The sequence below is a fragment of the Pseudonocardia sp. CA-142604 genome (assembly GCF_050948475.1).
Taxonomy (GTDB): Bacteria; Actinomycetota; Actinomycetes; order Mycobacteriales; family Pseudonocardiaceae; genus Pseudonocardia; species Pseudonocardia alaniniphila.
Map to the genome: position 1 here is coordinate 8,642,866 of NZ_CP192045.1, position 24,630 is coordinate 8,667,495.

The 24,630-nt window shown below is 70.2% G+C and carries 26 protein-coding genes and 1 pseudogene; 10 read left to right on the top strand and 17 right to left on the bottom strand.

Annotation, left to right across the window (positions count from 1 at the left end; all coding sequences use genetic code 11):
- Positions 1 to 12: 12 nt before the first annotated feature.
- Complete coding sequence (locus tag ACQPZQ_RS39125) at positions 13 to 1,011, top strand: TIGR03842 family LLM class F420-dependent oxidoreductase (RefSeq protein ID WP_433299589.1); 999 nt, start codon at positions 13 to 15, stop codon at positions 1,009 to 1,011.
- A 61-nt stretch (positions 1,012 to 1,072) separates the two neighbouring features.
- Here ACQPZQ_RS39125 and ACQPZQ_RS39130 read toward each other — a convergent pair whose 3' ends face one another.
- Positions 1,073 to 1,903 carry a helix-turn-helix domain-containing protein gene (locus tag ACQPZQ_RS39130; RefSeq protein ID WP_433289516.1) on the bottom strand — a complete coding sequence of 277 codons (831 nt, stop codon included), beginning with the start codon at positions 1,901 to 1,903 and terminating at the stop codon, positions 1,073 to 1,075.
- Between the two features lie 100 nt (positions 1,904 to 2,003).
- On the opposite strand from ACQPZQ_RS39130, the gene ACQPZQ_RS39135 reads away from it, so the two are divergent.
- Positions 2,004 to 2,723, top strand: coding sequence for an SDR family oxidoreductase (locus tag ACQPZQ_RS39135; protein ID WP_433289518.1), 720 nt, complete (start codon positions 2,004 to 2,006; stop codon positions 2,721 to 2,723).
- A gap of 247 nt (positions 2,724 to 2,970) precedes the next feature.
- Here the strand turns inward: ACQPZQ_RS39135 and ACQPZQ_RS39140 are convergent, their stop codons facing one another.
- From ACQPZQ_RS39140 to ACQPZQ_RS39160, 5 genes are all read right to left on the bottom strand, one after another.
- Positions 2,971 to 3,366 carry a carboxymuconolactone decarboxylase family protein gene (locus ACQPZQ_RS39140; protein WP_241039608.1) on the bottom strand — a complete coding sequence of 132 codons (396 nt, stop codon included), beginning with the start codon at positions 3,364 to 3,366 and terminating at the stop codon, positions 2,971 to 2,973.
- A 67-nt stretch (positions 3,367 to 3,433) separates the two neighbouring features.
- Complete coding sequence (locus ACQPZQ_RS39145) at positions 3,434 to 4,648, bottom strand: 4-hydroxybenzoate 3-monooxygenase (protein WP_433289520.1); 1,215 nt, start codon at positions 4,646 to 4,648, stop codon at positions 3,434 to 3,436.
- A 182-nt stretch (positions 4,649 to 4,830) separates the two neighbouring features.
- Positions 4,831 to 5,904 (bottom strand): AraC family transcriptional regulator, encoded by a 1,074-nt coding sequence (locus ACQPZQ_RS39150; protein WP_433289522.1) that lies wholly within the window; start codon positions 5,902 to 5,904, stop codon positions 4,831 to 4,833.
- Positions 5,905 to 6,122: 218 nt separating this feature from the next.
- Positions 6,123 to 7,724 carry a multicopper oxidase family protein gene (locus tag ACQPZQ_RS39155; RefSeq protein WP_433289524.1) on the bottom strand — a complete coding sequence of 534 codons (1,602 nt, stop codon included), beginning with the start codon at positions 7,722 to 7,724 and terminating at the stop codon, positions 6,123 to 6,125.
- On the bottom strand, positions 7,685 to 8,107 hold the full coding sequence (locus ACQPZQ_RS39160; RefSeq protein WP_433289527.1) for a hypothetical protein: 423 nt from the start codon (positions 8,105 to 8,107) through the stop codon (positions 7,685 to 7,687). The genes ACQPZQ_RS39155 and ACQPZQ_RS39160 overlap by 40 nt, the downstream gene beginning before the upstream one ends.
- A 98-nt stretch (positions 8,108 to 8,205) precedes the next feature.
- Here ACQPZQ_RS39160 and ACQPZQ_RS39165 point away from each other — a divergent pair, with 98 nt between their 5' ends.
- Together ACQPZQ_RS39165 and ACQPZQ_RS39170 are read left to right on the top strand one after the other, a co-directional pair.
- The gene (locus tag ACQPZQ_RS39165; RefSeq protein WP_433289529.1) at positions 8,206 to 8,553 is read left to right on the top strand and encodes a PadR family transcriptional regulator; all 348 of its coding nucleotides are present in this window, start codon (positions 8,206 to 8,208) and stop codon (positions 8,551 to 8,553) included.
- Positions 8,550 to 9,233 (top strand): permease prefix domain 1-containing protein, encoded by a 684-nt coding sequence (locus ACQPZQ_RS39170; protein WP_433289531.1) that lies wholly within the window; start codon positions 8,550 to 8,552, stop codon positions 9,231 to 9,233. Before ACQPZQ_RS39165 ends, ACQPZQ_RS39170 begins: the two co-directional genes overlap by 4 nt.
- Before the next feature lie 13 nt (positions 9,234 to 9,246).
- Here the strand turns inward: ACQPZQ_RS39170 and vapC are convergent.
- A pseudogene (gene vapC / locus ACQPZQ_RS39175) lies at positions 9,247 to 9,633 on the bottom strand (type II toxin-antitoxin system VapC family toxin); the annotation flags it as partial.
- Between the two features lie 69 nt (positions 9,634 to 9,702).
- Between vapC and ACQPZQ_RS39180 the strand changes: the two are divergent.
- Entirely contained in the window at positions 9,703 to 10,623 is a 921-nt protein-coding gene (locus tag ACQPZQ_RS39180; protein ID WP_433289533.1) for an SDR family oxidoreductase, read from the top strand.
- 25 nt (positions 10,624 to 10,648) lie between these two features.
- Here ACQPZQ_RS39180 and ACQPZQ_RS39185 read toward each other — a convergent pair whose 3' ends face one another.
- From ACQPZQ_RS39185 to ACQPZQ_RS39220, 8 genes are all read right to left on the bottom strand, one after another.
- Positions 10,649 to 11,476, bottom strand: a complete 828-nt coding sequence (locus ACQPZQ_RS39185; RefSeq protein ID WP_433289535.1) for an MOSC domain-containing protein — start codon at positions 11,474 to 11,476, stop codon at positions 10,649 to 10,651.
- The gene (locus tag ACQPZQ_RS39190) at positions 11,473 to 12,396 is read right to left on the bottom strand and encodes an ABC transporter substrate-binding protein (protein ID WP_433289537.1); all 924 of its coding nucleotides are present in this window, start codon (positions 12,394 to 12,396) and stop codon (positions 11,473 to 11,475) included. The genes ACQPZQ_RS39185 and ACQPZQ_RS39190 overlap by 4 nt, the downstream gene beginning before the upstream one ends.
- A 24-nt stretch (positions 12,397 to 12,420) precedes the next feature.
- Positions 12,421 to 13,134 carry an ABC transporter permease gene (locus ACQPZQ_RS39195; RefSeq protein WP_433289539.1) on the bottom strand — a complete coding sequence of 238 codons (714 nt, stop codon included), beginning with the start codon at positions 13,132 to 13,134 and terminating at the stop codon, positions 12,421 to 12,423.
- Positions 13,131 to 13,787 (bottom strand): ABC transporter permease, encoded by a 657-nt coding sequence (locus tag ACQPZQ_RS39200; protein WP_241039621.1) that lies wholly within the window; start codon positions 13,785 to 13,787, stop codon positions 13,131 to 13,133. The genes ACQPZQ_RS39195 and ACQPZQ_RS39200 overlap by 4 nt, the downstream gene beginning before the upstream one ends.
- A gap of 79 nt (positions 13,788 to 13,866) precedes the next feature.
- A complete protein-coding gene (locus ACQPZQ_RS39205) occupies positions 13,867 to 14,961 on the bottom strand; it encodes an ABC transporter ATP-binding protein (protein ID WP_433299591.1) in 1,095 nt (364 codons plus the stop codon).
- Between the two features lie 166 nt (positions 14,962 to 15,127).
- Positions 15,128 to 17,764, bottom strand: a complete 2,637-nt coding sequence (locus tag ACQPZQ_RS39210) for a putative bifunctional diguanylate cyclase/phosphodiesterase (protein ID WP_433289541.1) — start codon at positions 17,762 to 17,764, stop codon at positions 15,128 to 15,130.
- Between the two features lie 319 nt (positions 17,765 to 18,083).
- On the bottom strand, positions 18,084 to 19,283 hold the full coding sequence (locus ACQPZQ_RS39215; RefSeq protein ID WP_433289543.1) for an NAD(P)-dependent malic enzyme: 1,200 nt from the start codon (positions 19,281 to 19,283) through the stop codon (positions 18,084 to 18,086).
- Between the two features lie 248 nt (positions 19,284 to 19,531).
- Positions 19,532 to 19,840: a S26 family signal peptidase gene (locus tag ACQPZQ_RS39220; protein ID WP_433289545.1), complete on the bottom strand. Its 309-nt coding sequence runs from the start codon at positions 19,838 to 19,840 to the stop codon at positions 19,532 to 19,534.
- Positions 19,841 to 19,924: 84 nt separating this feature from the next.
- On the opposite strand from ACQPZQ_RS39220, the gene sodN reads away from it, so the two are divergent.
- Both sodN and ACQPZQ_RS39230 read left to right on the top strand, forming a co-directional pair.
- Entirely contained in the window at positions 19,925 to 20,341 is a 417-nt protein-coding gene (sodN, locus tag ACQPZQ_RS39225) for a superoxide dismutase, Ni (RefSeq protein WP_241039624.1), read from the top strand.
- A gap of 191 nt (positions 20,342 to 20,532) precedes the next feature.
- Positions 20,533 to 21,057 (top strand): hypothetical protein, encoded by a 525-nt coding sequence (locus tag ACQPZQ_RS39230; RefSeq protein WP_433289548.1) that lies wholly within the window; start codon positions 20,533 to 20,535, stop codon positions 21,055 to 21,057.
- 65 nt (positions 21,058 to 21,122) lie between these two features.
- On the opposite strand, the gene ACQPZQ_RS39235 is transcribed toward ACQPZQ_RS39230, so the two are convergent.
- The gene (locus ACQPZQ_RS39235) at positions 21,123 to 21,449 is read right to left on the bottom strand and encodes an ArsR/SmtB family transcription factor (RefSeq protein WP_433289550.1); all 327 of its coding nucleotides are present in this window, start codon (positions 21,447 to 21,449) and stop codon (positions 21,123 to 21,125) included.
- 20 nt (positions 21,450 to 21,469) lie between these two features.
- Here ACQPZQ_RS39235 and ACQPZQ_RS39240 point away from each other — a divergent pair, with 20 nt between their 5' ends.
- From ACQPZQ_RS39240 to ACQPZQ_RS39250, 3 genes are read left to right on the top strand one after another with little or no spacing between them, the layout of a single operon-like run.
- Positions 21,470 to 22,498: a cation diffusion facilitator family transporter gene (locus ACQPZQ_RS39240; RefSeq protein ID WP_433289551.1), complete on the top strand. Its 1,029-nt coding sequence runs from the start codon at positions 21,470 to 21,472 to the stop codon at positions 22,496 to 22,498.
- A gap of 10 nt (positions 22,499 to 22,508) precedes the next feature.
- Positions 22,509 to 23,102, top strand: a complete 594-nt coding sequence (locus ACQPZQ_RS39245) for an acid phosphatase (RefSeq protein ID WP_433289553.1) — start codon at positions 22,509 to 22,511, stop codon at positions 23,100 to 23,102.
- Complete coding sequence (locus ACQPZQ_RS39250) at positions 23,099 to 23,686, top strand: N-acetyltransferase family protein (protein ID WP_433289555.1); 588 nt, start codon at positions 23,099 to 23,101, stop codon at positions 23,684 to 23,686. Before ACQPZQ_RS39245 ends, ACQPZQ_RS39250 begins: the two co-directional genes overlap by 4 nt.
- Here the strand turns inward: ACQPZQ_RS39250 and ACQPZQ_RS39255 are convergent.
- On the bottom strand, positions 23,625 to 24,044 hold the full coding sequence (locus ACQPZQ_RS39255; RefSeq protein WP_433289557.1) for a hypothetical protein: 420 nt from the start codon (positions 24,042 to 24,044) through the stop codon (positions 23,625 to 23,627). The two genes, ACQPZQ_RS39250 and ACQPZQ_RS39255, sit on opposite strands and share 62 nt — an antisense overlap.
- Positions 24,045 to 24,630 lie beyond the last annotated feature (586 nt).

Below are 24,630 nucleotides of genomic sequence, written 5' to 3' on the forward strand. Positions count from 1 at the left end.
GGCAGCCCCCCGTTGGACATCGGGCTCGTCCTGCAGACCGACCCACCGGCACACACCGTCGTCGACCTGATGGCACGCGCGGATGAGCTGGGGTTCAGCCACGGCTGGACGTTCGACTCCCAGGTGCTCTGGCAGGAGCCCTACGTCATCTACCCGCGCATCCTGGAACGAACCACACGCCTGACCGTCGGACCGATGGTGACCAACCCCAGCACCCGCGACTGGACAGTCATCGCCTCCATGCACGCCACGCTGAACGAGATGTTCGGCAACCGCACGATCTGCGGCATCGGCCGCGGCGACTCCGCCGTACGCGTGCAGGGCCGCCCACCAACCACACTGGCCCGACTCGAGGCGTCGATCCACGTGATCCGGGAACTGGCCGAGGGCCGCGCCGCCGACCTCGACGGCACCACGGTGCAACTGCCCTGGGTCCCTCAGGGGGCCTCGCTGCCGATATGGATGGCCGGCTACGGCCCCAAAGCACTCGACCTCGTCGGACGCGCCGCCGACGGGTTCATCCTGCAACTCGCCGACCCCTACCTCGTCGAATGGACCGTCAAAACGGTCCGGGCCGCGGCGGAGGCCGCGGGCCGCGACCCCTCAGCGATCACCATCTGCGTCGCCGCCCCCGCCTACGCCAGCCCCGACCTCGACCACGCCCGCGACCAATGCCGATGGTTCGGCGGCATGGTCGGCAACCACGTCGCCGACCTCGTCACCCGCTACGGCGAAACCTCAGGAGCCATCCCCACCGAACTCACCGCCTACATCAAAAACCGCCACGGCTACGACTACAGCCACCACGGCCGCGCCGGCAACCACACCACCGACTTCGTCCCCGACGAAGTGATCGACCGCTTCTGCCTGCTCGGACCACCCACCGCCCAACTCGACAAACTCGCCCAACTACGCGAACTCGGAGTCAACCAATTCGCCATCTACGCCATGCACGACGCACGCGAGGACACGATCGAAGCCTACGGACAGTCAGTGATCCCACAGCTGTGACCCGCCCACCCGACACCGTCGTCGACGTACGTGACGAGCCGCGATCCCGGGACGAAGGCCGTCACGCGTTGCGCGCGGCTGTGGCCGCGATCGTGCCCAGCAGCAGAAGGCCCTCGGCGCTGCGGGACCCGGGCTCGGCGTCGTAGACGACCAGTTCCTGGCCCGGCGCCGCGCGCACGTCGAACGTCTTCATGCTCAGCTTCATCACGCCGACGTCGGCGTGATGAAGGACCTTGGTGTCGAGCGTCTTACCGCGTGCATCGTGGCTGGACCACAGGTCCCGGAACTCGGGGCTGTGCTCGAGTAGTTCGGTCAGCACGGCGCGCACTCGGGGGTCGTCGGGGGCCGCGCCGTGCCCGAGCCGGAAGCCGGCCACGGAGTTCGCCGCGACGGTCGGCCATTCGACGTAGAAGTCGCGCGCCCGTGGGTCGAGGAAGAGCAGCAGCATCAGGTTGCCCGAGAACGTGAACCCGTCGAACAAGGCCCGGGCTATCGAGTTGGCCGCCAGCACGTCGTAGGCACGGTTGTAGACCAGCGCAGGGTGGGTCGGCCAGGCCTCCATGAGCCGGAGCAGACCGGGGTCCACCCGCTCGGCGACGGCGGGGCGCGCGGGTCGCGGCGCAAGCCCGGCCAGCCGGAACAGGTGGGCTCGGCCGTCGTCGTCGAGCCGCAGTGCCGCTCCCAGCGCGTTGAGCACCTGCGCCGACGGCGACCGTTCGCGGCCCTGTTCCAGGCGGATGTAGTAGTCGGCGCTCAGCCCGGCGAGTAGGGCGACTTCCTCACGGCGCAGGCCGGGAACCCGCCGGGTGCCCGTGCTGATCAGACCCGCCGTATCGGGCCGGACGAGCGCCCGCCTGCTGCGCAGGTAGTCGCCCAGCTCGGTCGCAGTCATGCGGCGACAGTACGTCGAGGGCGCCCACCGTGCCTGGGTGCAGCACACCCAGGAGGTACAGACCCTGATCATGGGCTGCCGGGGCAGCCAGCCTGGGCGCATGACGAATTCGAAGATCGTTCTGGTCACCGGCGCGTCCAGCGGTATCGGCGCGGCGGTCGCCACCCGGCTCGCCGGCGAGGGCCACCACGTGCTCGCCGGCGCCCGCCGCGAGGATCGGCTCGACGCGCTCGTGGAACAGGGTGCAGGCCGGATCAGCGCCCGGAGGCTGGACGTGACCGACCGCGCCGACGTCGCTGCGTTCGTCGAGGATGCCGTGACCATGCACGGCCGCATCGACGTCGTGGTCAACAACGCCGGGGTCATGCCGCTCTCGCGGCTGGACGCGGTCCTCATCGAGGAGTGGGACCGCATGATCGACGTCAACATCCGCGGCCTGCTCCACGGCATCGCCGCTGCGTTGCCGGTGTTCCAGCGCCAGGGCGGCGGACACTTCGTGACGGTCGCCTCGATAGGCGCGCACGAGGTGGTGCCCACGGCGGCGGTGTACTCCGGGACCAAGTTCGCCGCGTGGGCGATCACAGAGGGCCTGCGGTTGGAGGTGGAGCCCAGCATCCGTGTGACGACGGTGTCGCCGGGCGTGGTCGAGTCGGAGCTCGCCGACTCCATCTCCGACCCGCTGGCTGCCGTGGCGATGAAGGACTATCGCGCCGAGTCGATCCCGCCGGACGCCATCGCACGCGCGGTGTCGTACGCGATCGGCGAGTCACTGGACGTCGACGTCAACGAGATCATCGTGCGGCCGTCCCGGCAGCGGTGACGCTCGCCCACCCGCAGGGTCATGCTCGATCCGCAGGCCGAGTTCCTGCAGTGCAGCCACCGTGACCGACGCGGTCCCCCAACCACCCACCTGGATCGTTTGCTGCGGACGGCACCATCGCCATCGTCGCCCCGGTTTCGTTGCGTTGCTGAATCGAATCGAGATCTCGGGGTATCAGGCCGTCTGCGCAAACGTTGATTTGCCGGCCGTGCGTCGTGGTCGGCGGCGGTCCGGCTGGAAGGGTGCTCTAGCTGGGCGTGACGGGCAGCAGCCCGCGTTCGGCGAAGACCTTCTTGGCTGCGAGGGTGGCGTTGAGAGCTCGCGGCAGTCCGCAGTAGATGAGCGCGTGCAGAAAGGCCTCGACGATCTCCTCCGGGGTGAGGCCGATGTTCAGCGCGGAGTTGATGTTGAGCTCGAGTTGGGGTTCGGTGCCGAGTGCTGTGAGCATCCCGAGGTTGAGGAGCTGCCGGTCGCGGCGCGACAGGTTCGGGCGGGCGGAAATCTCCCCGAAGGCCCAGCCGACGACCTGCTGACCGAGTTCGGGGGAGACGTCGGCCAGGATGTCGATGACCTTCAGACCGTTCTCGCCGTTGGTTTCGCGCAGGTTGCGCAGGCCACGCTCGTACGCTTCCGCTGAGGGCATTCCGGGTTCTCTCCTGACTGTGGTCGATCGCTTCGTCCGCTTTGCCGGTCTGTCCGGCCCGGGTCGTTCAGTGATCCGCGTCCGCCCCGATGTAGAGCCCGGCGAGTGACGTGCCGCTGATCTCCGAGCCCACCATCCGGCGCAGCCGGGCCGCCGCGACCCGAGCGCGGAACGGGTCGTCCGACGACGGGCCGTGCATGACCTCCGACAGCCACTGGTTGAACTCCTGGTACTGCCAGATGCGCCGCAGGGCGTCCTCGGAGTAGCCGGCCAGGCGGCTGTCGTCACCATGCTCGTAGTGCGCCCGCAGCGCGTCGGTCAGCAGGAACGCATCGTGCAGCGCGGAGTTCATCCCCTTGGCTCCGATCGGCGCCAGCAGGTGGGCAGAGTCTCCGGCCAGGTGGAGGCGCCCGTAGGACAACGGTTCGACGACGTAGTTGTGCATGTCGAGCACACGCTTCTCCAGCAGCTCGCCCTCGACGAGCGGACGTGCGTCGGGCACCTCGAGCCGCTCCCGAAGCTCGCGCCAGACCCGTTCGTGCGGCCAGTTGTCCGGGCTGTCGCCCGGCGGAACCTCCAGGTAGTACCGGCTGATCTCCGGGCTGCGGTGCATGAACGCCCCCAACCCGTTGCGGTGCAGACCGAAGACGGCGTGCGCGCTCGACGGCGGCGCCTGCGCGAGGATTGCCATCCAGGCTATGCCCAAGTCGTGGCGGATGACCTGCATCGCGTCCTCGGGAACAGCCTGTCGTGACACGCCGCGCGCGCCGTCGCAACCGGCGACGAAGTCACAGTTGATGACGTGTCGTGCCCCGGTCTCCGCGGCCGTGTAGGAGACGGCGGGCCGCTCGGTGTCGAGTCCGTGCAATGCGACGTCCGTGACGCCGAAGCGGATGGAGCCGCCCGCATCGTCCGCGTAGGCCCGCACCAGGTCGGTGACCAAAAGCTGCTGCGGATAGACGTAGTGGTGCTGTCCGCTCAGCTCGGCGTATCGGAAGACGTGTCGGACGCCGTCCAGTCGGAACTCGCACTCGCTCTGCGGCTTGGAATGGGCGAGCAGGCCGTCGGCGAGACCGTGCCGCTCCAGCGCCCGCACCACCCATTCCTCGATGAATCCTGCTCTCGGCCGCTGCTCGATGAACTCTCTGCTCTCTGTCTCCAGAACGACACAGTCCACCCCGGCGGTGCGCAGCAACCTGCCGATCGTCAGTCCTGCCACCCCGGCGCCGACGATGGCGACGGAGGTGTCGACGGCTCGCCCGGCGTCGGGATATCGGCCCATAGCCACACCCTGCCTGTTCGGAAGCGGCCCTTCAGTAGCGTCGAGCGAACTGTCGCCCTTTCCACATCGCGCCGTGTCTCATTCGCCCCGCGAACATCTCCGCTCAGATCTTTGGTTGGTAGACGGCCTTTGTGAACTGCGGTGCCGAGTACGAAGACCTGGGTCCGCGAGAAATCAACGGATCAACCGACAGCCGGAGGTGATGGGAACACCCACACGCCCCGCTTGCCACGCACCGTTTCTGACGGTAACTCACCGTACGTCCTGCGGTAGGTCGCAGCGAAGCGGCCGAGGTAGTTGAAGCCCCAGCGGTAGGCGACCGACATGTCAGGTTCCGCGCCTGCCAGGAGGTCTGCACGGGTGCGGCCGAGCCTGACCTTGCGCAAGTAGCCCATCGGCGAGGTGTTGAGCGACTCCTGGAAGGCGATCTCCAGACGGCGGGCGCCGACTCCGGCATGTCGAGCCAAATCGGACAAGGTGTAGTTGATCTCCGGACCAGCCTCGATCAGATCGACCACCCGCTTCACCGTCCGCGGCCTCGCCGGCCGGAACGCACCACACAGCCCGCCGAGGTGGTCGTGTGCTTGCGTCCGGACCAAGCCGGAGATCAAGAGTCTCTCCAGCTGGTTGCCGTAGGTCGGTGAGCGTTCGAGCGCACCTCCCGGACGGTCGAGCTCCATCAGGATCAATCGCAGAACGCGCAGCCAGCTCCGGGCGCGCGGAGTGGTGAGGTCCATGGCCCGCTCGAACTGGACGTCACCAGCGATCGGACGGCCCAACAACGCCTCTATTTCCGTCTCGAGCGCCGACTTCTCAATCTTGACCCAGACCTGGGACGCATCCTCACTCCACAAGGGCAGCACAGAGTGTTCATGAGGCGTGAAAACCGTCGCCCGTGTCGGGATCGCGACGGTCTCCCGCGGTCCGCACGCCGACGCAACGGCGCCGGAAATCGGAACATTCACATGGTATGCCCCGAGCTCGCCGCCATCGACCATGGCCTCGGTGCCGTACCGCACCAAGGCGACCGTCACCTGGTTCAGCCGGCCGGCTCTGAGCAGCGAATCGACGGGCGCGGGCCTGAATGCGGATGTTTCGATCCGCCCCCCGGGATAGAAGAAGCCGTTGAGAGCGGATTGAAACACGTCCAGCGGAGTGGACCTGCAAATCTCACGTTGGGCGAGCAGCGAGGCGCACCGGTCTCCGAATCGGGGGAGGCGGTCCGCCTGCCCCGATTTCAGGAGTGACTCCTGCAACTGACTGCCCCTTCCGTGCCGACACGGTCTCACAACCAGTGTGAGCGCCACGACGGAGGCCTGCAACGATGCCGGGGTACCACGCCCGTTTTGCCAGAAACAGAGTTCGGAAAGCGGATAGCAGACTCCGGGACACGGCGAAAAGGTACGCGACTTCGAATACCGACAAGAGCTGGAATCAAGTGGGTTACTCGACAACAGTATCGAGCACGTAGCAGCTAAAGAGCACTTTCCACCGTCCGGATCGTCGCCATCATCGCCATGTCCTCGTGCTCCAGGTTGTGGCAGTGAAAGACGAAACGGCCCGCGTGGTCGGTGAACCGGACCGCGACCTCGACGATCTCCGCAGGCCGGATGTCGACCGTGTCCTTCCACCCCACGTCGTACGGGCCGGGGACGGCGACGCCACGGCGCAGCACCTGGAACCCGTCGAGGTGCACGTGCACCGGGTGATGGACGTCGCTGACGAACCGCCACACCTCGATCTCGCCCAGCGGGATGTCGGCCAGCGACTGCTGCGGGTCGAAGGACGTGCCGTTGATCGTCCAGCCGCGGTGGTCGCCGACCGGACCACGCGTGAACCGGAAGGTCCGCCGCGTAGCGCCGGGAGCCGGCACGAGCGGCTCCACGTCCGCGAGCCGATCGGGCACCCGGCTGTCGTCCTTCGCTGTGCGTACCACCCGGAAGCGCATGACGTCGGCGGTGCGGCCGGTGCCCAGTGGATTGACCATCGTGACCTCGGTGCCGATGGGCAACGCCCCGAAGTCCACGACCACGTCGAAGCGTTCACCGGGGGCGATCTCCAGCACCTGGTGGGTCACCGGCGCCGCGAGCAGCCCGTTGTCCGACCCGATCTGGACGAACGGCAGGTCCGATGCTCCCGGCACCTGGAGCAGGAGCCGGTACCGGCGGGCGTTCGAGGCGTTGAGCAGCCGGAGCCGGTAGCGTGCGGCGTCGACCTCGTGCACCGGCCACGGTGCCCCGTTGACCAGCACGACGTCGCCGAGCACTCCCTCCATCCAGTCGTCCTCGACTCCGGGAACCGAGCGCATTCCCTGGTCCAGACCCGGGTAGGCGAACGAACCGTCCGCGGCGAACGCCCGGTCGCAGATCATCAGTGGCAGCTCACGCTCCCCGCGTGGGAGGGGCAGCGCGTCCTCGACGTCGTCACGCACCAGATGGAACCCGGCGAGCCCCCGGTAGACCGACGGACCGGTGAAGTCCATGCGGTGGTCGTGGTACCAGAGCGTCGCGGCACGCTGGTCGGTCGGGTAGCGGTACGACCGCTCCCCCGCGGCGAGATCACCGACCATCCCGTGGTGCGACGCCCAGACCGCGGTATTGCCCACCGGGAGCAGCAGATCCAGCGGCCAGCCGTCGCTCTCCGCGGGAGTGTGCCCGCCGTGCAGATGCACGACGGTGGGCACCGGAAGCTCGTTGCGGTGCAGCACCACCACCGGCCGGCCGCGCCGGGTGTCGAAGGTGGGGCCGGGGAAGATCCCGTCGTAGCCGAGCACGGGCGTGCGTACTCCGGGCAGGATCTCCAGGTCGGCCACCCGCTGCGTCACGCGGTAGAGGTCGGCACCGGACGGATCGGTGCCCACCGGCCGGGCCACGGGCGGCACGGGCAGCGGTACCCGGAACGCATCGGGCAGCGGTAGCGCGCTGGCGAGCTGCTCCCCCGTCTGACCGGGGGCCGAGCCGATCCCGCAGCCGGCCAGCGCGACGCCGGCTCCGGCCGCCCCCAGCAGGCCGAGGAAACCGCGGCGCGACAACCCGGTCATCGTGGCGTCCGCGGCCGGGCGGCCGACGGGGTCCATGCCCATCCGGCCAGCAGCACCGACGCGACGACGATCGTGACGCCGAGCGGCACGTGCAGCTCCAGCTCACGGGCGTATCCCGCGGCGATCTGGAAGCCCACGGCGAGGAACAGCAGCACCGCCACCGGCAGCACCCACAGGCGACCCCGACCTCCGAGCACGTAGGCGAACGCGATCACGATCACCACGAGCTCGATCACTGCCAGCAGCGATCCGATGACGCCGTGCACGCCGATCGCGTCGACGTCACCGGTGAGGAAGAGCCCGGCCAGCACCGGCTGCGCGAGCACGGCCAGCAGGTTCACCGTGATCACCACCCGGAGGGCCCACAACGAGATCCGAGGCCTGCGCGTGACGGGCCGCGCAGGAGCAAGAGTTTCCACACCTAGAAAGCTATAAGTAGACCGCCTACATATACATCCGGGATGTCCCTGATCCTCTCCCGATGTGCTCCCGGCTGAAGTACGTAGAATCCCTACCTGTGAAGCCAGACGCCGTGCGCGGCCACCTCGACGGCCTGATCCTGGCGGTGCTCGAGGACGGGCCCCGGCACGGCTACTCGATCATCGAGGCGCTGCAGACCCGCAGCGGCGGCGCACTGGAGCTACCGACCGGCACCGTCTATCCCGCGCTCCGGCGACTCGAGCGGGCGGCCCTGCTCTCGGGCGCGTGGAGCACCGTCGGCGGGCGGGAACGACGTACATACACGCTCACCCGCGCGGGGCGGCACGCCCTCGCCGGCCAGCGCGCCGAGTGGAACGAGTTCAGCGCCGTGGTGGACGCCGTGCTGCGCCCTGCGGCCGGACGACCCGCCGGAGGGATCTCGTGAGCGCACCCGATGTGGTCGACCAGCACGTCGCCGAACTCGCCCGCGCGCTGCGGGGCCCTGCCCGCACGCGCCGGAGCATGCTCAGGGAGGTGCGCGACGGACTGCGCGACGCGGCCGCCGCCCACCGCTGCTGCGGCCTCGACCCGCAGCAAGCGGCAGTGCGAGCCGTGCACGATTTCGGCCCCGTCCCCGAGGTGGCACGGGCGTTCCAGACCGAGCTCGTCGCGCGCCAGGGCCGGTGGGCGGCGCTGCTGCTCCTGGTGGCGTTCCCCGGAATGACTCTGGGATGGGACCTGCTGTGGCGAAGCGGTGGCGTGGCGTGGCACACGACTCCGGCGCATCCGGTATCGGACGTGGTCGTGGGGCTGGCGCGGGCGCAGGACACCGCGGCCCTGTTGGTCTCGGTGATCGCCGTGGTCCTGCTGGCCGCCACATTCCACCGTGCGGCGTCGGCTCGGCGAATCGCTGTACTGGTGGGTCATACCGGGGTTGTCGGCGCTCTGTTCTGCGCCGGTATCGGCGTGGTGATGAACGTGGCCGTCGGTCCCGGCGCCGGCGATCTCATCGCGACGAACCCGTTCGCCCTTCCGGCATTCGGGGTGAGCGCGCTGGTCTGCGCCCTCGTAGTGCGATCAGCGGTGCGGACGCTGCGCGTGGCATGCGCCCCGGTCGTGATCTGACACGGCGCTCGGTTCAGATCAACGACCGGACCTGCAGATCGGGAAGAGCCGCGGCGAGCACGTCGAAGTCCCGGTCTCGGTGCACGAGGACGGCCCCGGTCCGTATCGCGACAACCGCGATGAGGCAGTCGAGCAGCTTCCGCACCGCGCCGCCCCTGGCCCTGACGGAGCGATATGCCAGGGCTGCGGCGCGATAGTCGACGACGACATCCACCGACAGCAGCGGCAGCCCGCTGGTCAGCTTCTCGATCTGCGCGAACGCCCGCTCGTCAGCGGCCCCGGCGAGCAACTCCATGACGACGGGCTCGGTGAGGGCGATCTCGTGCGGTCGCTCCCGCACCAGCTCACGGACCGCAAGGTTCGCCGGTGACCCGGTGGCGCGAAGGAACTCGATCCACGCAGATGAGTCGAGCGATACACCTTGTTACACCGACAGAAGCTGACAGGGATTGCTGCCAGCCTCATCGCCATGACAACGGACAAACCGCTCGCCGATCGCGTCGCCCTGGTCACAGGTGCGACACGAGGGGCGGGCCGGGGCATCGCAGTGGAGCTCGGCGCGGCCGGGGCCACCGTGTATGTCACCGGCAGATCGACCACCGCCAAGCGCAGCGAATACAACCGGCCCGAGACGATCGAGGAGACCGCCGAGCTGGTCACCGCAGCCGGGGGCACCGGGATCGCCGTACCCACCGATCACCTCGTGCCCGAGCAGGTCGAGGCCCTCGTCGCGCGCATCGACGCCGAGCACGGCCGCATCGACGTTCTCGTGAACGACATCTTCGGCGGCGACTTCCTGGCCGCGTGGGACACGCCGGTGTGGGAGCACTCCCTCGACGACGGGCTGCGGTTGCTCCGGCTCGCCATCGACACCCACCTGATCACCGCCCGCTATGCGTTCCCTGTGCTGATCCGCAACCCCGGCGGGCTCGTCGTCGAGGTCACCGACGGCACGGCCGAGTACAACGCCGACCACTACCGGCTCAACGTGTACTACGACCTCGCGAAGCTCGCGCCGATCCGGCTGACCCACAGCTGGGCCCACGAGCTGCGCGAGTACGGCGCCACGGCCGTGGCGATCACGCCGGGCTGGCTGCGCTCGGAGCTGATGCTCGACATGTACGGCGTGGCCGAGGCGAACTGGCGCGACGCGTGCGCCAAGGAACCGCACTTCGCCATCTCCGAGTCACCCCGCTTCGTCGGACGCGCGGTGGCCGCACTGGCCGCCGACCCGCAGCGGGCACGCCGGCAGGGCGCCTCGCTCTCGTCCGGCGGCCTCGCGCGCGAGTACGGCTTCACCGACCTGGACGGCTCGGCCCCCGACGCGTGGCGCTACGTCGTGGAGGTGCAGGACGCGGGGAAGCCTGCCGACACCACCGGGTACCGCTGACCTGAGCTGCTGATCGCGGCCCGGATCAGCTCAGCACGACCGCGTCGCCCTCACGCACCACGCCACCCTGGATCACCTCGGCGTAGACCCCGGCGCACGGCAGCACACCGAAGCCCGGCACCTCCACGCGGTTCTCGGCGAGCGGAACGCGCACGGCGTGGGTGGCACGCGGCAGTGAGCCGTGCTCCAGCGTCGGCACCGAGCAGCGCGGGGTGGGCAGGATGCCGCGCAGCCGCACCTCGCCGATCCTGATCTCCCGCCCGACCCAGTCGTTCTCCGCGTACGGGGTGCCGGACGGGGTGTCGACGACCACGTTGGGCCGGTAGCGGACCGCCTCCGTGCCGATCCGGTCGAGCGTGGAGGTGGTGATCAGGTGCACCGGGGCGTAGTCGACGAAATTGCCGGCGGTGGTGCCCTGCGCGATCTCCAGCGTCTCGTAGGGCACCTCGGCCTCCACCCCGTCAGCCAGCACGTCCTCGGGATCGGGCCGCTCCACGGTGGCGCCGGCCGGCCGGGTGGCCGACAACGCGACGGTGCGCCCGAGCGTCTCCGACAACAGCTCGTCGATGCCCTCGTCGGCGGCCCCGACCGAGCGCCCGTCGGGAAGGGTGATGCGTACCCCGGCGCTCTCGCGAGTGGCCGTGAACCTGAGCAACGCCCGCCAGAGCCGGGGGTGCTTGGCCGTGGCAACCCGGCCGGTGGCCGTGTCGAGGAGGGCAAGCGTGCGGTCGCCCTCGACGCCACCCTCCGCCACGACGGCCTCGTGGAGCGCCTCACCCAGCATCGACTTGACCGGGTAGCGGCGCAGGGCCCCGACCTGCCCGATCGCGCCTGTGGCGCTCGACGTCGTCATCCCAACCCGTTCTGATCGAGCCAATTCTTCGCGACGCTCTCGGCCGACGGCTTCGCGTCGCTCGCGGCCTCGGCGTTGAGCGCGGTGAGCCCTTCGGTGGTGAGCTTGGCCGAGATGTCGTTGAGCACCTGGCGGACGGTGTCGTTCACCTTCGCCTTGTTGATCAGCGGCACCACGTTCTGCGCGGCGAAGTTGTTCTTCGGGTCGGTGAGCACCACGAAGTCGTTGGCCGGGATCGAGGCATCGGTGGTGAAGATGTCGGCCGCCTGCACGTCGCCGTTCTTCAACGCGGAGACGGTGAGCGGGCCACCGGCGTCGAGCGAGCGGTACTCCTTGAACGTGCATCCGTACGTCTCGGCGATGCCGGGGATGCCGTCGGGACGGGTCTGGAACTCGGGCGGCCCACCGAAGACCAGCTCTCCGCAGTGCGGGGCGAGATCGGCGAGGCTCGTGGCGTTCAGCCGCGTGGCGGTCTCCCGGGTGACGACCACGGCGTCCTTGTCCTCGGCCTCGGACCTGTCGAGCACCGTGAGGGTGCCAGGGAGCGCCGCCTCCAGTGCGGTGTACACGGCGTTCGACTCGGTCTCGGGAGCCTGCTTGTTGACGAACTGCAGCAGCACCCCGGTGTACTCCGGGATCAGGTCGATCGACCCGTCCTGCAGGCCGGGGAAGTAGGTCTCCCGGCTGCCGATGTTGAGCTTCTTCTCCACGTTGACGCCCTTGGCCTGCAACGCCTGGGCGTAGATCTCGGCGAGGATCTGGTTCTCGGTGAAGTTGGCCGAGCCGATGATGATCGTGTCGGACGCGGGCGCCGGGCTACCACCCGATGACAGCGGGTCGGACCCGCCGCCGCACGCCGCAAGGGATAGGACGGCGATTGCGGCAACGGCCGCCGCACGAGCGATCAGGGAGCGTCTCATCGGTGATCCTCCGCTGGAACGGGTTCAGGCCGCCTGTGAGGCGGGTCGGGGGTCGGGAACGGCTCGCAACCTGCGGCTACGGCCCGGGGCCGTCTGGAGACCGGGTGACACGAGCGTCTTCTGCAGGGCGGCGAGAAGCAGGTCGGCGGCGATCGCGAGTGCGGCGACGAGGATCGAGCCCGCGATCATCTCCGGGAAGTCGCGGATGGCGAGACCGTCGACGATGAAGCGGCCGAGACCGCCGAGCGCGACGTACGCGGCGATCGTGGCCGTGGAGATCACCTGGAGCGTGGAGCTGCGGATACCGCCCACTACGAGCGGCAGCGCATTGGGAAGCTCGACACGGAACAGCACATCACGCCCCCGCATGCCCATGCCCCGCGCCGCGTCGACCACCGCGCTGTCGACGTTGCGCACACCCGCGTAGGTGCCGGCGAGGATCGGCGGGACCGCGAGGATGACCAGCGCGATCAGGGGCCCGATCAGGCCGATCCCGATCGCCCCGACCAGCAGCACGAGCAGGCCGAGCGTGGGCAGCGCACGCAGCCCGTTGGCCAGCCCCACCACCAGGAACCCGCCGCGTCCGGTGTGGCCGATCCAGGCTCCGAGCGGGATCGCCAGCACCATCGCGATGGCCATGGTGAGGGCCGTGTAGCCGATGTGCTCCAGCAGCCGCTGGAACACCCCGCCCTGGCCCGTCCAGTTGGCTGCGTCGAACAGCCATCCGAAGTAGTTCATGCGGGGCTCCTCGCCGTGGTGACGGTGCGGCTCCACGGGGTGAGCAGGCGGCCGAGCACCACCAGGGCGCCGTCGACGACGAGCGCCATCAGCAGCACCAGCACGATGCCCGCGATGATCTCCTGGGGGATGTCGCGCTGGAAGCCGTCGGTGAACATCCTGCCGAGACCACCGAAGCCGATCACCGACCCGACGGTGACGAGGCTGATCGAGGACACGGCCGCGACGCGAACTCCTGCCACCACCACCGGCACCGACAAGGGCAGTTCGACCGCGATGAAGCGACGCACCGGCCGGTACCCCATGGCCGTGGCCGCGTTCACGACGACGGACGGCACCGCCGAGAGCGCGTCGGCGACCGTGCGCACCAGCAAGGCGACGGTGTAGACCGTGAGCGCCACGATGACGTTGATCGGATCGAGGATCTGCGTGCCGAGCAGCGGCGGGAGGATCACGAACAGCGCGAGCGATGGCACCGTGTAGAGGAGCCCGGCCACGTTGATCGTGAGCGTGCGCCCGAAGCCCGTGCGGTTGGCCAGCCAGCCCAGCGGAACCGCCAGCACGATCCCGAGCACCACGGGTACGAGCGCGAACACGACGTGCTCGACGGTCAGCCCCCAGATCATCTCCAGGTTGGCGAGCACCCACGTCATGGCAGCACCGGCGTCATCGTGGCCCCGACGTCACGAAATGCGCAGGTCATGGCGGTACCCCGCCTCGTGGCCGCGTGCCTCACGCCGCCGCCGGGTCACGGCGCGTGTGCTCGAGCACGCGCAGCACGTCGTCGGCGCTGACCGAACCGGCGACGCCTCCGTCGCCGTCGATCGCCACGCCCTGACCGGACGGCGAGGACAGTGCGGCGTCGAGCGCGCTGCGCAGCGAACCCGACTCCACCTCGTACAAAGAACCCCCGGGGACGAGGGACTCCTGCACGGCCGTGACCGTGCCGGTGCCGGAGCCGTGGATCCATCCCAGCGGCTGCCTGGTCTGGTCGACGACCAGCACCCACCCCGCGTCCTCGGGAACGGTGGCGCCGAGCGCCACCGTGGGCAGCTCGCCCAGCGGCAGGGCGTCGGACGACAGGAAGCCCAGCCCGCGGTAGCCGCGGTCGCGCCCGACGAAAGCGTCGACGAAGTCGTCGGCCGGGCGGGCGAGCAGCCTGCCGGGTTCGTCGTACTGGGCGAGCACCCCGCCCGTGCGGAACACCGCGACCTTGTCGCCGAGCTTGACGGCTTCGTCGATGTCGTGTGTGACGAAGACGATGGTCTTGCCCAGCTCCGCCTGCAGCCGGAGGAGCTCGTCCTGCAGGCTCTCCCGCACCACCGGGTCGACAGCGCTGAACGGCTCGTCCATCAGCAGGATCGGGGGGTCGGCCGCGAGCGCCCTGGCCACGCCGACGCGTTGTTGCTGCCCTCCGGACAGCTGGGAGGGGTAGCGCCGGGCCAGCTCGGGAGCCAGCCCCACCACCTCCATCAGCTCCGCTGCACGCTCGCGGGCCTTGGCCTTGCGCCACCCCAGCAGCAGCGGGACGGTGGCGATGTTGTCGAGGATCGTGCGGTGCGGGAAGAGCCCGGCCTGCTGGATGACGTAGCCGATGCCGCGGCGCAGCTCGGCGGCGTCGACGGCCATGACATCGCGCCCGTCGATCGTGATCGTGCCCTCGGTGGCCTCGATCATGCGGTTGACCATCCGCAACGACGTGGTCTTGCCACACCCGGACGGGCCGACGAAAACCGTGATCCGGCCTGCGTCCACCGTGAGATCCAGGTGGTCGACCGCGACCGTGCCGTCGGGGAAGCGCTTGGTCACTCCCCGGAACTCGATCATCCGGGAGACCTCCGCTGTGCTCACCGACGACCTCTTGCCGGTCGTCGCAACGCTGCGAGGCTAGCCCTGTCCACTGACAGTCGCGACCGATTGTGCTCGGACCGAGATCGGCCGCGGCGATGCTGAACGGCCCGTCCCGACGAGGACGGGGCCGTTCAGCGCCCTCCTACGGAGTGGTTGGGGCCGAGGCCGGCGTGGGGATCCTGCCGCGCTGGAGCACGTCGCGCAGCCGGAGCGAGGAGAGCGGCCGGGAGAAGAGCCATCCCTGGTAGGCGTCCACTCCGATGCCGCGCAACACGTGGAACTGGTCGGCGGTCTCGACGCCCTCGGCCACCGTGGTGCGGCCCATCGCCCTGGCCATGTCGACCACCGCGCGCGCCACCGCGAAGTCGGCGGGGTCGTCCGCGATTCCTGTGACGAACGCCCGGTCCACCTTGACCGTCTGCGCCGGGAGCTCCTTCAGCCTGGCGAGGGAGGAGTACCCGGTGCCGAAGTCGTCGACAGCGAACCGAAGGCCCCGCTCCACGAGCTCGGCCATCGCGGCCAGCGCGTGCGGCGGGAGCGCCACGAGGCTCGTCTCCACCAGCTCCAGCACCAACCGGTCCCAGGCCAGCCCGGTCTCGGCGATGGTGTCGCTCACCACGGTCAGGAAGTCGGTCTCCCCGGGCAGCAGCCCGGCCAGGTTGATCGCGATGGCCGGCTTGCGACCCCGGTGCTCGGGCCAGCCCGCCGCCTCGCGCGCACCCGTGCGCAGCACCCAGAGGTCGAGCTCACGCAGCAGACCCGTGCGCTGCGCTACCGGCAGGAAGTCGGCGGGCGAGATGAGTCCCCGGTCCGGGTGTGGCCAGCGGACCAGCGCCTCGGCCGAGAGCACCGTGCCGTCCGGGCCGACGACCGGCTGGTACTCGAGCACCAGCGAGTCGCCCGCGATCGCCTCACGCAGTTCGGCCTCGAGTTCCAGAGCCTGCGTGGCCGAGCTCACGATGCCGTCGGTGGCCATCCCGATCGCGCCCCTGGCCTGCCTGCGCTTCGCGTCGTGCATCGCTGCCTCGGCGAACCGGAGCAGATCCGCTGCCCGCACCTCGCCCGTCGGCACGGACGTGGCCAGCCCCACCGACGCCGTCAGCTGCACCGGCCTGCCGTGCACCGTGATCGTGGTGCTCAGCAGGTCGGCGACCACCTTGGCGAGCAGCTCGGGCCCGCCGACCTCGGTGTGGTCGGAGCAGATCACCACGAACTCGTCGCCGGAGAGCCTGCCGGCCGTGCATCCCACCGGCAGCTCCCGCTGCAGCCGCCCGGCCAGGGTGAGCAGGAGGTCGTCGCCCGCTTCGTGGCCGAGCGAGGAGTTCACCCTGGCGAAGTCGTCGAGATCGCCGCACACGACCGCCACGCGGAAGCGCGACGCCCCCGAGAGCAGCCGATCCACCAGCTCCACGCAGGCTGCCCGGTTGGGCAGCCGGGTCAGCTCGTCCACTGTGCCCGCGCTGCGCAGCACCTCGGCCGCGCGCCGGCGGTCGGAGATGTCGGTGCAGGCGACCAGCCAGAGCCAGCCGTCGTCGTCGGCGGCCGTGACGGACACCGAGATCTCGCACCAGACGGTGGTGTCGTCGCCACGGCGCAGCGGCACCGCACCCACCCGGTAGGCGTGCCGGGCTCCGGGCGGCACCGGGCGCAGCCAGCTCGGCAGCGCCGGGCACCCGTCGGCGGTCTCGAGCAGATGGGCTTCCGGGTCGAGCAGCTCGTCGACCGAGAGGGACGCGGCCATGGCGCCGCGCAGGCGCTCCAGCGACGTGTCGAGGAGCCGGCAGAGACCCTTGTTGGCGTCGATGATCCGGCCCGTCGGGTCCACCAGCGCGACCCCGCCCGGCACGATCGCCATCAGGTCGTCGAAGCGCTGGCCCGACAGCTCGACCTGGCGGCGAGCCAGCCGCTCCGCGCTGACGTCGTGGACCACCCCGACCAGCCGCAGCGGTGTGCCGTCCTCGGCTCGTTCCACCTCGGCCCGGCAGCTGAGCATCCGGTTGCCGGGCAGCGGCATGTCGATGTGGTGGTCGGTGGTGCGTGACCCCGAACGCAGGCCCTGGCAGAGCATGGCCACCTGCGGGCCCTCGACCGGCGCCGTGCCCGCCCCGTCGGGGTCGACGCCGAGGGAGCGGTAGAGCTCCTGCAGCGTCTCGCTCCGGTGCAGCGTCGACGTGGCCAGCTCGAAGGTCCACGTGCCCACCCGCGCCAACCTCTCCAGCTCAGCCGTCCAGCCCGGATCCACCACACGGCTCTCGAGGTCGACGCAGTCGTTCAGCTCCACCAGCACCACAGCCGACAGCCCGGCTCCCGGGAGGTCCCAGCGCACCACCCGGACGCGCAGGGGGCTGCCATCGGGCCGGATCAGCCGGGCATCGGCATCCGGACCGATGACGAGCTGCGACAGGCTCATCCCGAACAGCGCGCTGCGGCCTGCGTCGGCGGGATGGGCCACCGCGCCGTCCGTGCCCCGGCCGGCGAGGCGGAGCAGCGCGGCGTTGACCCGCAGGATGCGCTCGGCGGAGTCGCAGACGAGCGCGGGAGCCGCCGGCAGCGGGACGATCTCCGGCCCCGCTCCGGTGAGGGAGCTGCCGAAGACCGCGTCCCGCAGCTCCGGCAGGCCCCGCCTCTCGCCGCCGGGGCCGTCGAGCTCGGCGAGCTGTACGGCACGCGGCTCGGCGGCGGCTTCCGCCGCGCCCTCCGCCTGCCCACCCTCGGCGGCGCGCTCGCCCTCCGCCGCCTTCGCGGCGCGGGCGAGGAACTTCGCCGTCCGAGGAGGCATCTCGCGACCGAAAACAGCCTGCCGTGAGCGGAGCAGATCCGCCCGCGCGACGGCGTCGGTGATCAGTCCGTCTGAGTCCTTCGACTCGGGCGCCGACCCACCGGCCGAACCCTCACCAGAACGGTGTCCGAGCTCTTCCACGTGGCCCCCAGCGGTCATGGCGTCTATCTCACCGGGTCAACGACGCCGAATGGCGCTCGATCTGGACGACCGCCCAAACGGCCTACCTAACGTTGAGGACGAGAACGCGCTGGTCAGCACCCTGCGTCACCGGTGCATCCATGTGGGGGTGGAGAGGTTAGGACGGGTTACCCGCCCGCTACTGCTCGTCAGGACTGTCCGGAACCGAACGCGCGGCGGACGCCACCGCCGCGGCCACCGCCGGCGCCACCCGCGGATCGAACGGGCTGGGCACGATCCGGTCGACGGCAAGATCGTCACGAGCCACCGCGAGGATGGCATCGGCGGCCGCGAGCTTCATCGACTCGGTGATCCGCTTCGCCCCCGCGTCGAGCGCGCCGCGGAAGACGCCGGGGAACGCGAGAACGTTGTTGATCTGGTTCGGGAAGTCACTGCGTCCGGTGGCCACGATGGCGACGTGCCGCGCGGCGACGTCCGGGTGCACCTCGGGGTCGGGGTTGGAGAGGGCGAACACGATCGCCTCGGGAGCCATCCGGGTCAGGAGCTCCTCGGGCAGCGACGTGCTCGACAGCCCCACGAAGACGTCCGCGCCGTCGAGCGCCTCCGCCACGCCGCCGCTCGTGCCGCGCGGGTTGGTCAGGTCGGCGAGCCGCGCCTTCTCCTCCGTCATCCCGGCACGGCCCGGGACGAGAATGCCGCGGGAGTCGAGGACGGTGACGTCCCGCGTGCCGGCGGCGAGCAGGATGCGCGCACAGGCGATGCCCGCGGCTCCCGCGCCCGAGATGACGACACGCAGGTCCGCGAGCGGACGCACCTGCACCGCGCAGGCCCCGCGCAGTGCGGCGAGCAGCACGATCGCGGTGCCGTGCTGGTCGTCGTGCATGACGGGGCAGTCGAGCGCCTCGACGAGCCTGCGCTCCAGCTCGAAGCAACGTGGCGCCGAGACGTCCTCCAGGTTCACCGCGCCGAAGCTCGGACGTAGCCGCACGAGCGTCTCGACGATCTCGTCGACGTCGACGGTGTCGAGCACGATCGGGATCGAGTTCAGCCCGGCGAAGGCTTTGAACAGCGCCGACTTGCCCTCCATGACCGGCAGCGCGGCTCGCGGACCGATGTCGCCGAGCCCGAGCACCGCGGTGCCGTCGCTGACCACGGCGACCAGGCGGTTGGTCCAGGTGTAGCGGGCCGCCAGTGCGGCGTCGTCGGCGATGGCACGGCTCACCTCGGCCACACCGGGGGTGTACGCGATGGCCAGGTCCCGCGCGTTCGCCAACGGCGCGGTCGGCTCGATGGAGAGCTTCCCGCCTTCGTGGGCGGCGAAGATCTCCTCGCGGGTCGGGCCCGGGGTGGGCAGGGTGCGGTCAGGAACGATCGTCAACGGAGTCCACTTCCTCGTACGGTGCTGTTGGGGGCGCCCGGAATGCTGGGGCGCTCACTCGCCGTGCACCGGAGGGGCCGCGGTTGTCGACCCGGTCTCCCGGTGCCGGGGCCTCTCGCGGAACGGCCGCAGGATGACGCGGCGCGGATCGGCAGGGTCGGCTGGCTGGGTACGCGCACGACCCTAGCGGCCGGTCTCCGACCCCCGGTCACTCGCGCCGACCGTTCGGCCCAGTATCGGCCGCCGAATCACTCCACGGTGGGCCGCAGCCGGCACGGCCTCGGCCACAACCGCCAGGCCACCACGGCGATCACCTCGGCAGCTCCGAGCGTGCGCGAGTCGGTGGACCCGTAGGGGTTGTCGCCGAGCACCCACCAGCCGTCCTCCGTGTGCCGCACGGCGCGCTTCACCGACAGCTGGCCCGGACGGGTGGCCCACCGCACCAGCACGACGTCGCCGCTGCGCGCCGCTGCGCCGAACCTGGCGAGCACCACGTCGGCGTCACGCAGCGTCGGCGACATCGACGGACCGCGGACCGCCACCCTCCGCCAGCGCACCCGTACCCCCTCGCCACCCTGCTGCGGCCGGAGTCCCAGAGTAGTGTCGGGCGCGCCAGAACGATCACCAACCAGGGAGGACCCATGCGGCTGCTGTCCCGCATTCTCCGCCCGCGGCTGGAGGCCACCGCTCACTGCGACCTCCCCTGCGGCGTGTACGACCCGGCACAGGCGCGGATCGAGGCCGAGTCGGTCAAGGCCATCCAGGAGAAGTACCAGAGCAACGAGGACCCCGAGTTCCGCACGCGTGCTGTCCTGATCAAGGAGCAGCGCTCCGACCTGGTCAAGCACCACCTGTGGGTGCTGTGGACCGACTACTTCAAGCCGCCGCACTTCGAGAAGTACCCGGAGCTGCACGAGCTGTTCAACAAGGCCACCAAGAAGGCAGGCGGCGGCCCCGACGGCGCCAAGTCCTCGATGGACCCTGCCACGGGCCAGGAGCTGCTCGACCTCATCGCCCAGATCGACAAGATCTTCTGGGAGACCAAGTCGGCTGCCTGATACAGGCGCTGAACGCGGCGCTGACCAGCGGGAGCACCCTCCCGTGGTCAGCGCCGTTTTTGTTGTCCGCCCAAGCGCGCCGCCCTCGGCGACATGGACACGTGTCGCTGTTCGTACGCCCCCAGAACAGCGACACGTGTCCATGTTGCGGGGACAGCGTGATGTCACGGCGCAAATGGCACGATCGGCAGGTGTCGAAGCAGCACCCCGTGCCGGGCTCGACGGACGAGTACCTGGCATCTGTCGATCCGGTTGTGCTGGCCGATCGGATGGAGCTGAGCAGCTTCACGACGTGGTTGGTCGAACTTCCGGGGATCCACGATGCTGGTTACGTCTGCAGCGTCAACGACGCTGAAGGCAAGGCAACGACCCTGCTCTGGGCCGGCGAGTCGAATTTCCACGACGTCGCCCGTGCGGAAGCGGCGCGTCGAGGTATCGCACTCACCATCCGCCTGGTGCGTTACTCAACCGCCCAACTCCGCGACGCAGCCAATCGGCTTTTCGCGAGTGCGGGTCGCGCGGAGTGGAGCGGCTTCGGTATCACTTTGATCTCCGGGACGAACGCCACCCGGGACGGCCTGCTCGTCACCGGCGAGTACGACGCACCGAGCGAGGCAGCCCAGGACCCGCGACTGCCGCACACGCTGGCGTTCGCCCGAACAATCGCGCCGGAGGTCGTGGCCATCGAGATCGGCCCGGCACCAGTCCCTCTCTGAGCTGACCCGTTCTACCGGCACGTATGAGGTGATGTCGGTACGCGGCGCCACCGCCCTGTGAACGCTCAGTCGGGCACGGTCACGGCCTCAGCCAGCAGCCGCCGCACGTGCTCCCCACGCGCGCGGTAGAGCACGCGCCTTCCGTCGCGCCTGGTGGCGACAAGGCCGGTCATCCGCAGCTTCGCGAGGTGCTGGGACACCGCGGGTCGCGCGGCACCACTCGCCGCCGCGAGGGCCGTCACGTCGTACTCACCGCCGCAGAGGAGCCAGAGCAACCGCAGGCGGGTGGGGTCGGCGAGCATCCGGAACGACTCAACTGCGACATCCACGCGGTCGCCCGGTGGCAGCCGTTGCCACTGGTCGGCACCTGCATCGTAGTCGCGTGCGTACATGAGCACGTATAGTGCCCGAGATGCAGACCGCGCCGCAAACCGGCCACGGGCACGGCCATGGACACGGCCACGGAGGGCACGGCCACGCCCGCGGCGTGCGACGGGTCTGGGACGCCGTCCGCCACCTCGTCGTCCCGCACAGCCACGACGCGGCCGACCGCGTCGATCAGGCCATGGCGGCCTCCAGGGCCGGGATGCGGGCCCTGTGGGTCTCCCTCGCCGTGCTCGGCGCCACGGCGGCGTTCCAAGCCGTCGTGGTGGTGGCCTCAGGTTCCGCGGCGCTGCTGTCGGACACCATGCACAACGTCGCCGACGCCGCGACCGCCGTGCCCATCGGGATCGCCTTCCTGCTCGCCAGGCGCCCGCCGACGCGCCGGTTCACCTACGGCTACGGACGCGCGGAGGACGTCGCAGGCATCGTCGTGGTGCTGGTGATCCTCGGCTCCGCCGTCTTCGCCGGCTACGAGTCGGTGCGCAGGCTCGCGGAGCCCACCGACGTCCGGTTCCTCGGAGCGGTCGCCATCGCCGGTCTGATCGGCGCCGCTGGCAACGAGATCGCCGCCCAGGTGCGCATCCGCACCGGACGGCGGATCGGGTCCGCTGCGCTCGTCGCCGACGGCCTGCATGCCCGTACCGACGCGCTGACCTCGCTCGCCGTGCTGCTGTCCGCTGGCGGGGCGGCGCTGGGCTGGAGGTGGGCCGACCCGGTGGTGGGCCTGGCCATCACGGCCGCGATCGTCACCGTCACCTGGGGCGCCGCCAAGCAGGTGCTCGCCCGCCTGATGGACGCCGTCGACCCGTCGCTGGTCGAGCGGGCCGTCGCGGCGCTGCAGGGCGTGGCAGGGGTGGTCGGCGTCGACCGCGTGCGGCTGCGCTGGATCGGGCACGCCCTGCGCGCCGAGGTGGACCTGTCGGTCTCCCCGGGCGTCAGCATCGAGCGTGCCCACACCATCGCGCACGCCGCCGAGCACGAACTCACACACGCCGTACCCCGGCTCACCGCCGCCACCGTGCACGCACACCCCGCGCGAAGCCCGGCCGCACACTAGTGTCGATGCAGTGAGCAGCGGTCGGGTGTTCCTGTTGCGTCATGGAGAGACGGAGTGGTCGCTGTCCGGCCGTCACACGGGCCGCACCGACATCCCGCTGACCGAGCGCGGGCGGGGCCTGGCGAAGGCAGCGGGCGAGCTACTGGCGAAGCTGCGCGGCGATGAGCCGCCCGCTCTCGTCCTGACCAGCCCTCGCGCCCGCGCACGCGACACGGCCGAGCTGGCCGGTCTGCGCTCCGACGGCGTCGACGAGCGGCTCGCCGAGTGGGACTACGGCGAGTACGAGGGTCTCACCACCGAGGAGATCCGCGAGACCGTGCCGGGCTGGACGGTCTGGACCCACCCTTGCCCCGGCGGCGAGACGGCCGAACAGGTCGCCCGCCGGGCCGACTCCGTACTCGCCGACGCCCGGGAGAAGCTGGACGCCGGTGACGTCGTTCTCGCGGGGCACGGCCACTTCAGCCGGGTCCTCACCAGCCGCTGGATCGAGCTTCCTGCCACCCAGGGCGTCCGGTTCGAGATGTCGGCGCCCTCGCTGGCCGTGCTGGGCGACGAGCGAGGCGTCCCGCGTCTCGACGGCGTGAACCTGCGACCGCTCACGTGAGCCCTGCCTCCACAGCGGCGATCCGGGAAGTACGCCCTGGCGATCTGACGGCCGTGGTCGCCCTCGTGCACGAGCTCGCCGAGTACGAACGTGAGCCGCAGTCCTGCACGCTGACCGAGGAGCAGCTCGCCACCGCCTTGTTCGGCCCGGCGCCCGCACTGTTCGGGCACGTCGCCGAGGTTCCGGCCGGCGATGACGGCACGGGGCCCGCGGAGGTGGTGGGCTTCGCCCTCTGGTTCGTCAACTTCTCCACCTGGCGCGGCGTGCACGGCCTCTACCTGGAGGACCTCTTCGTGCGGCCCGCTCACCGCGGCGGTGGCCTCGGCAGGGCTCTGCTGGCCACGCTGGCCGCCGTCTGCGCCGAACGGGGCTACGCGCGGTTCGAGTGGTCGGTGCTCGACTGGAACGAGCCCTCGATCGGCTTCTACCGCAGCCTCGGGGCGGTGGCGATGGACGAGTGGACCACGTTCCGGCTCCAGGGCGACGCGCTGAGCGCCCTGGCCGCAACGGCGGACGCCGCCCCTAGCGCTGCTTCGCGTCCGGCAGATCCAGGCCCATCGACCACTCACGCGACCGCTCACTGATGAGCAGCATGAACGTGGCGACGACGAACACGCCGCAGACGATTCCCAGCACGAGCTGACGCGACGGCCCGATCAGCGAGTAGACCACCGGGAGCAGCAGCAGCTGGGTGACGATGGCAGGCGTGCGCGCCCACCGGCGCCCCCTCACGAGGCCGACGCCGACGGCCACCAGCGCGACGCCGATGAGAACGAAGTAGCCGGCCTCACCGAGCACGCTGCCGACACCGACCCCGGGGGCGAGCGATCGCACGCCCAGCGCCACCGCGAAGCCGACGGCGACCAGTCCTTGCACCCCGACCAGGACTCCGGCCAGGCGCACCTGCCGCGGCGGCCCTACCGCCGGTCGCTCCGCCTTCACGAACTCGAGGATAGGCGTCGCGACCCGTGTCACGTCCGGCCCCGGCGTCCGGTTGGGAATTTCCCCACCCCGGCCGCCGTTGTCCCTGGTCTGTGTGGGGTGAACCCGGGCCCCGGCGGTACGCCGTCCGGATCGTCCCGCACGCCCAAAGAGTGATTTCGCACCGTGTTCGCGGCGCTACGGGTCATCGTGTGAGATGCGCAGCTCGTCGCAGCCGGGCGTACTCCGTCACTCACGAGGGTGAGGATTCTCGTCCACTCACCGATGCCTGTGGACCGTCGAGCCGATAAGGGCTCGCACCTGGGCAAACGTTGCCCCAAGGTTGTCCAGGGACAAGCGAGTGATCGCGAGGATCCTTCTCGCATGGTCCTTCGGGACCGGGGGTAACCCGGTTCCGGTGGGCGGGACGAAGTCCATAGCTCAAGGCGACGAGTCACGAACGCGGTACGCAACAAGTAACCGATCGTGGCGCACCTCGTTGCTATGAGTGGGTGAGAGTGCTCACCTGGGTGGACCTCGGACCTTGAACACCGAGCGCGCTCGTGAAACGATTCACAAGCGCGGAAACACCGTGACAGACGATCGG

Bases quoted from the DNA above. Each gene is read 5' to 3' on its own strand.
- ACQPZQ_RS39130 (WP_433289516.1), bottom strand. From the start codon at position 1,903: ATGACTGCGACCGAGCTGGGCGACTACCTGCGCAGCAGGCGGGCGCTC.
- ACQPZQ_RS39205 (WP_433299591.1), bottom strand. From the start codon at position 14,961: ATGATCGAGTTCCGGGGAGTGACCAAGCGCTTCCCCGACGGCACGGTC.
- ACQPZQ_RS39135 (WP_433289518.1), top strand. From the start codon at position 2,004: ATGACGAATTCGAAGATCGTTCTGGTCACCGGCGCGTCCAGCGGTATC.
- ACQPZQ_RS39180 (WP_433289533.1), top strand. From the start codon at position 9,703: ATGACAACGGACAAACCGCTCGCCGATCGCGTCGCCCTGGTCACAGGT.
- ACQPZQ_RS39195 (WP_433289539.1), bottom strand. From the start codon at position 13,134: ATGAACTACTTCGGATGGCTGTTCGACGCAGCCAACTGGACGGGCCAG.
- ACQPZQ_RS39155 (WP_433289524.1), bottom strand. From the start codon at position 7,724: ATGGACCCCGTCGGCCGCCCGGCCGCGGACGCCACGATGACCGGGTTG.
- ACQPZQ_RS39235 (WP_433289550.1), bottom strand. From the start codon at position 21,449: ATGTACGCACGCGACTACGATGCAGGTGCCGACCAGTGGCAACGGCTG.
- ACQPZQ_RS39200 (WP_241039621.1), bottom strand. From the start codon at position 13,787: ATGACGTGGGTGCTCGCCAACCTGGAGATGATCTGGGGGCTGACCGTC.
- ACQPZQ_RS39185 (WP_433289535.1), bottom strand. From the start codon at position 11,476: ATGACGACGTCGAGCGCCACAGGCGCGATCGGGCAGGTCGGGGCCCTG.
- ACQPZQ_RS39145 (WP_433289520.1), bottom strand. From the start codon at position 4,648: ATGGGCCGATATCCCGACGCCGGGCGAGCCGTCGACACCTCCGTCGCC.
- ACQPZQ_RS39240 (WP_433289551.1), top strand. From the start codon at position 21,470: ATGCAGACCGCGCCGCAAACCGGCCACGGGCACGGCCATGGACACGGC.
- sodN (WP_241039624.1), top strand. From the start codon at position 19,925: ATGCGGCTGCTGTCCCGCATTCTCCGCCCGCGGCTGGAGGCCACCGCT.
- ACQPZQ_RS39190 (WP_433289537.1), bottom strand. From the start codon at position 12,396: ATGAGACGCTCCCTGATCGCTCGTGCGGCGGCCGTTGCCGCAATCGCC.
- ACQPZQ_RS39140 (WP_241039608.1), bottom strand. From the start codon at position 3,366: ATGCCCTCAGCGGAAGCGTACGAGCGTGGCCTGCGCAACCTGCGCGAA.
- ACQPZQ_RS39210 (WP_433289541.1), bottom strand. From the start codon at position 17,764: ATGCCTCCTCGGACGGCGAAGTTCCTCGCCCGCGCCGCGAAGGCGGCG.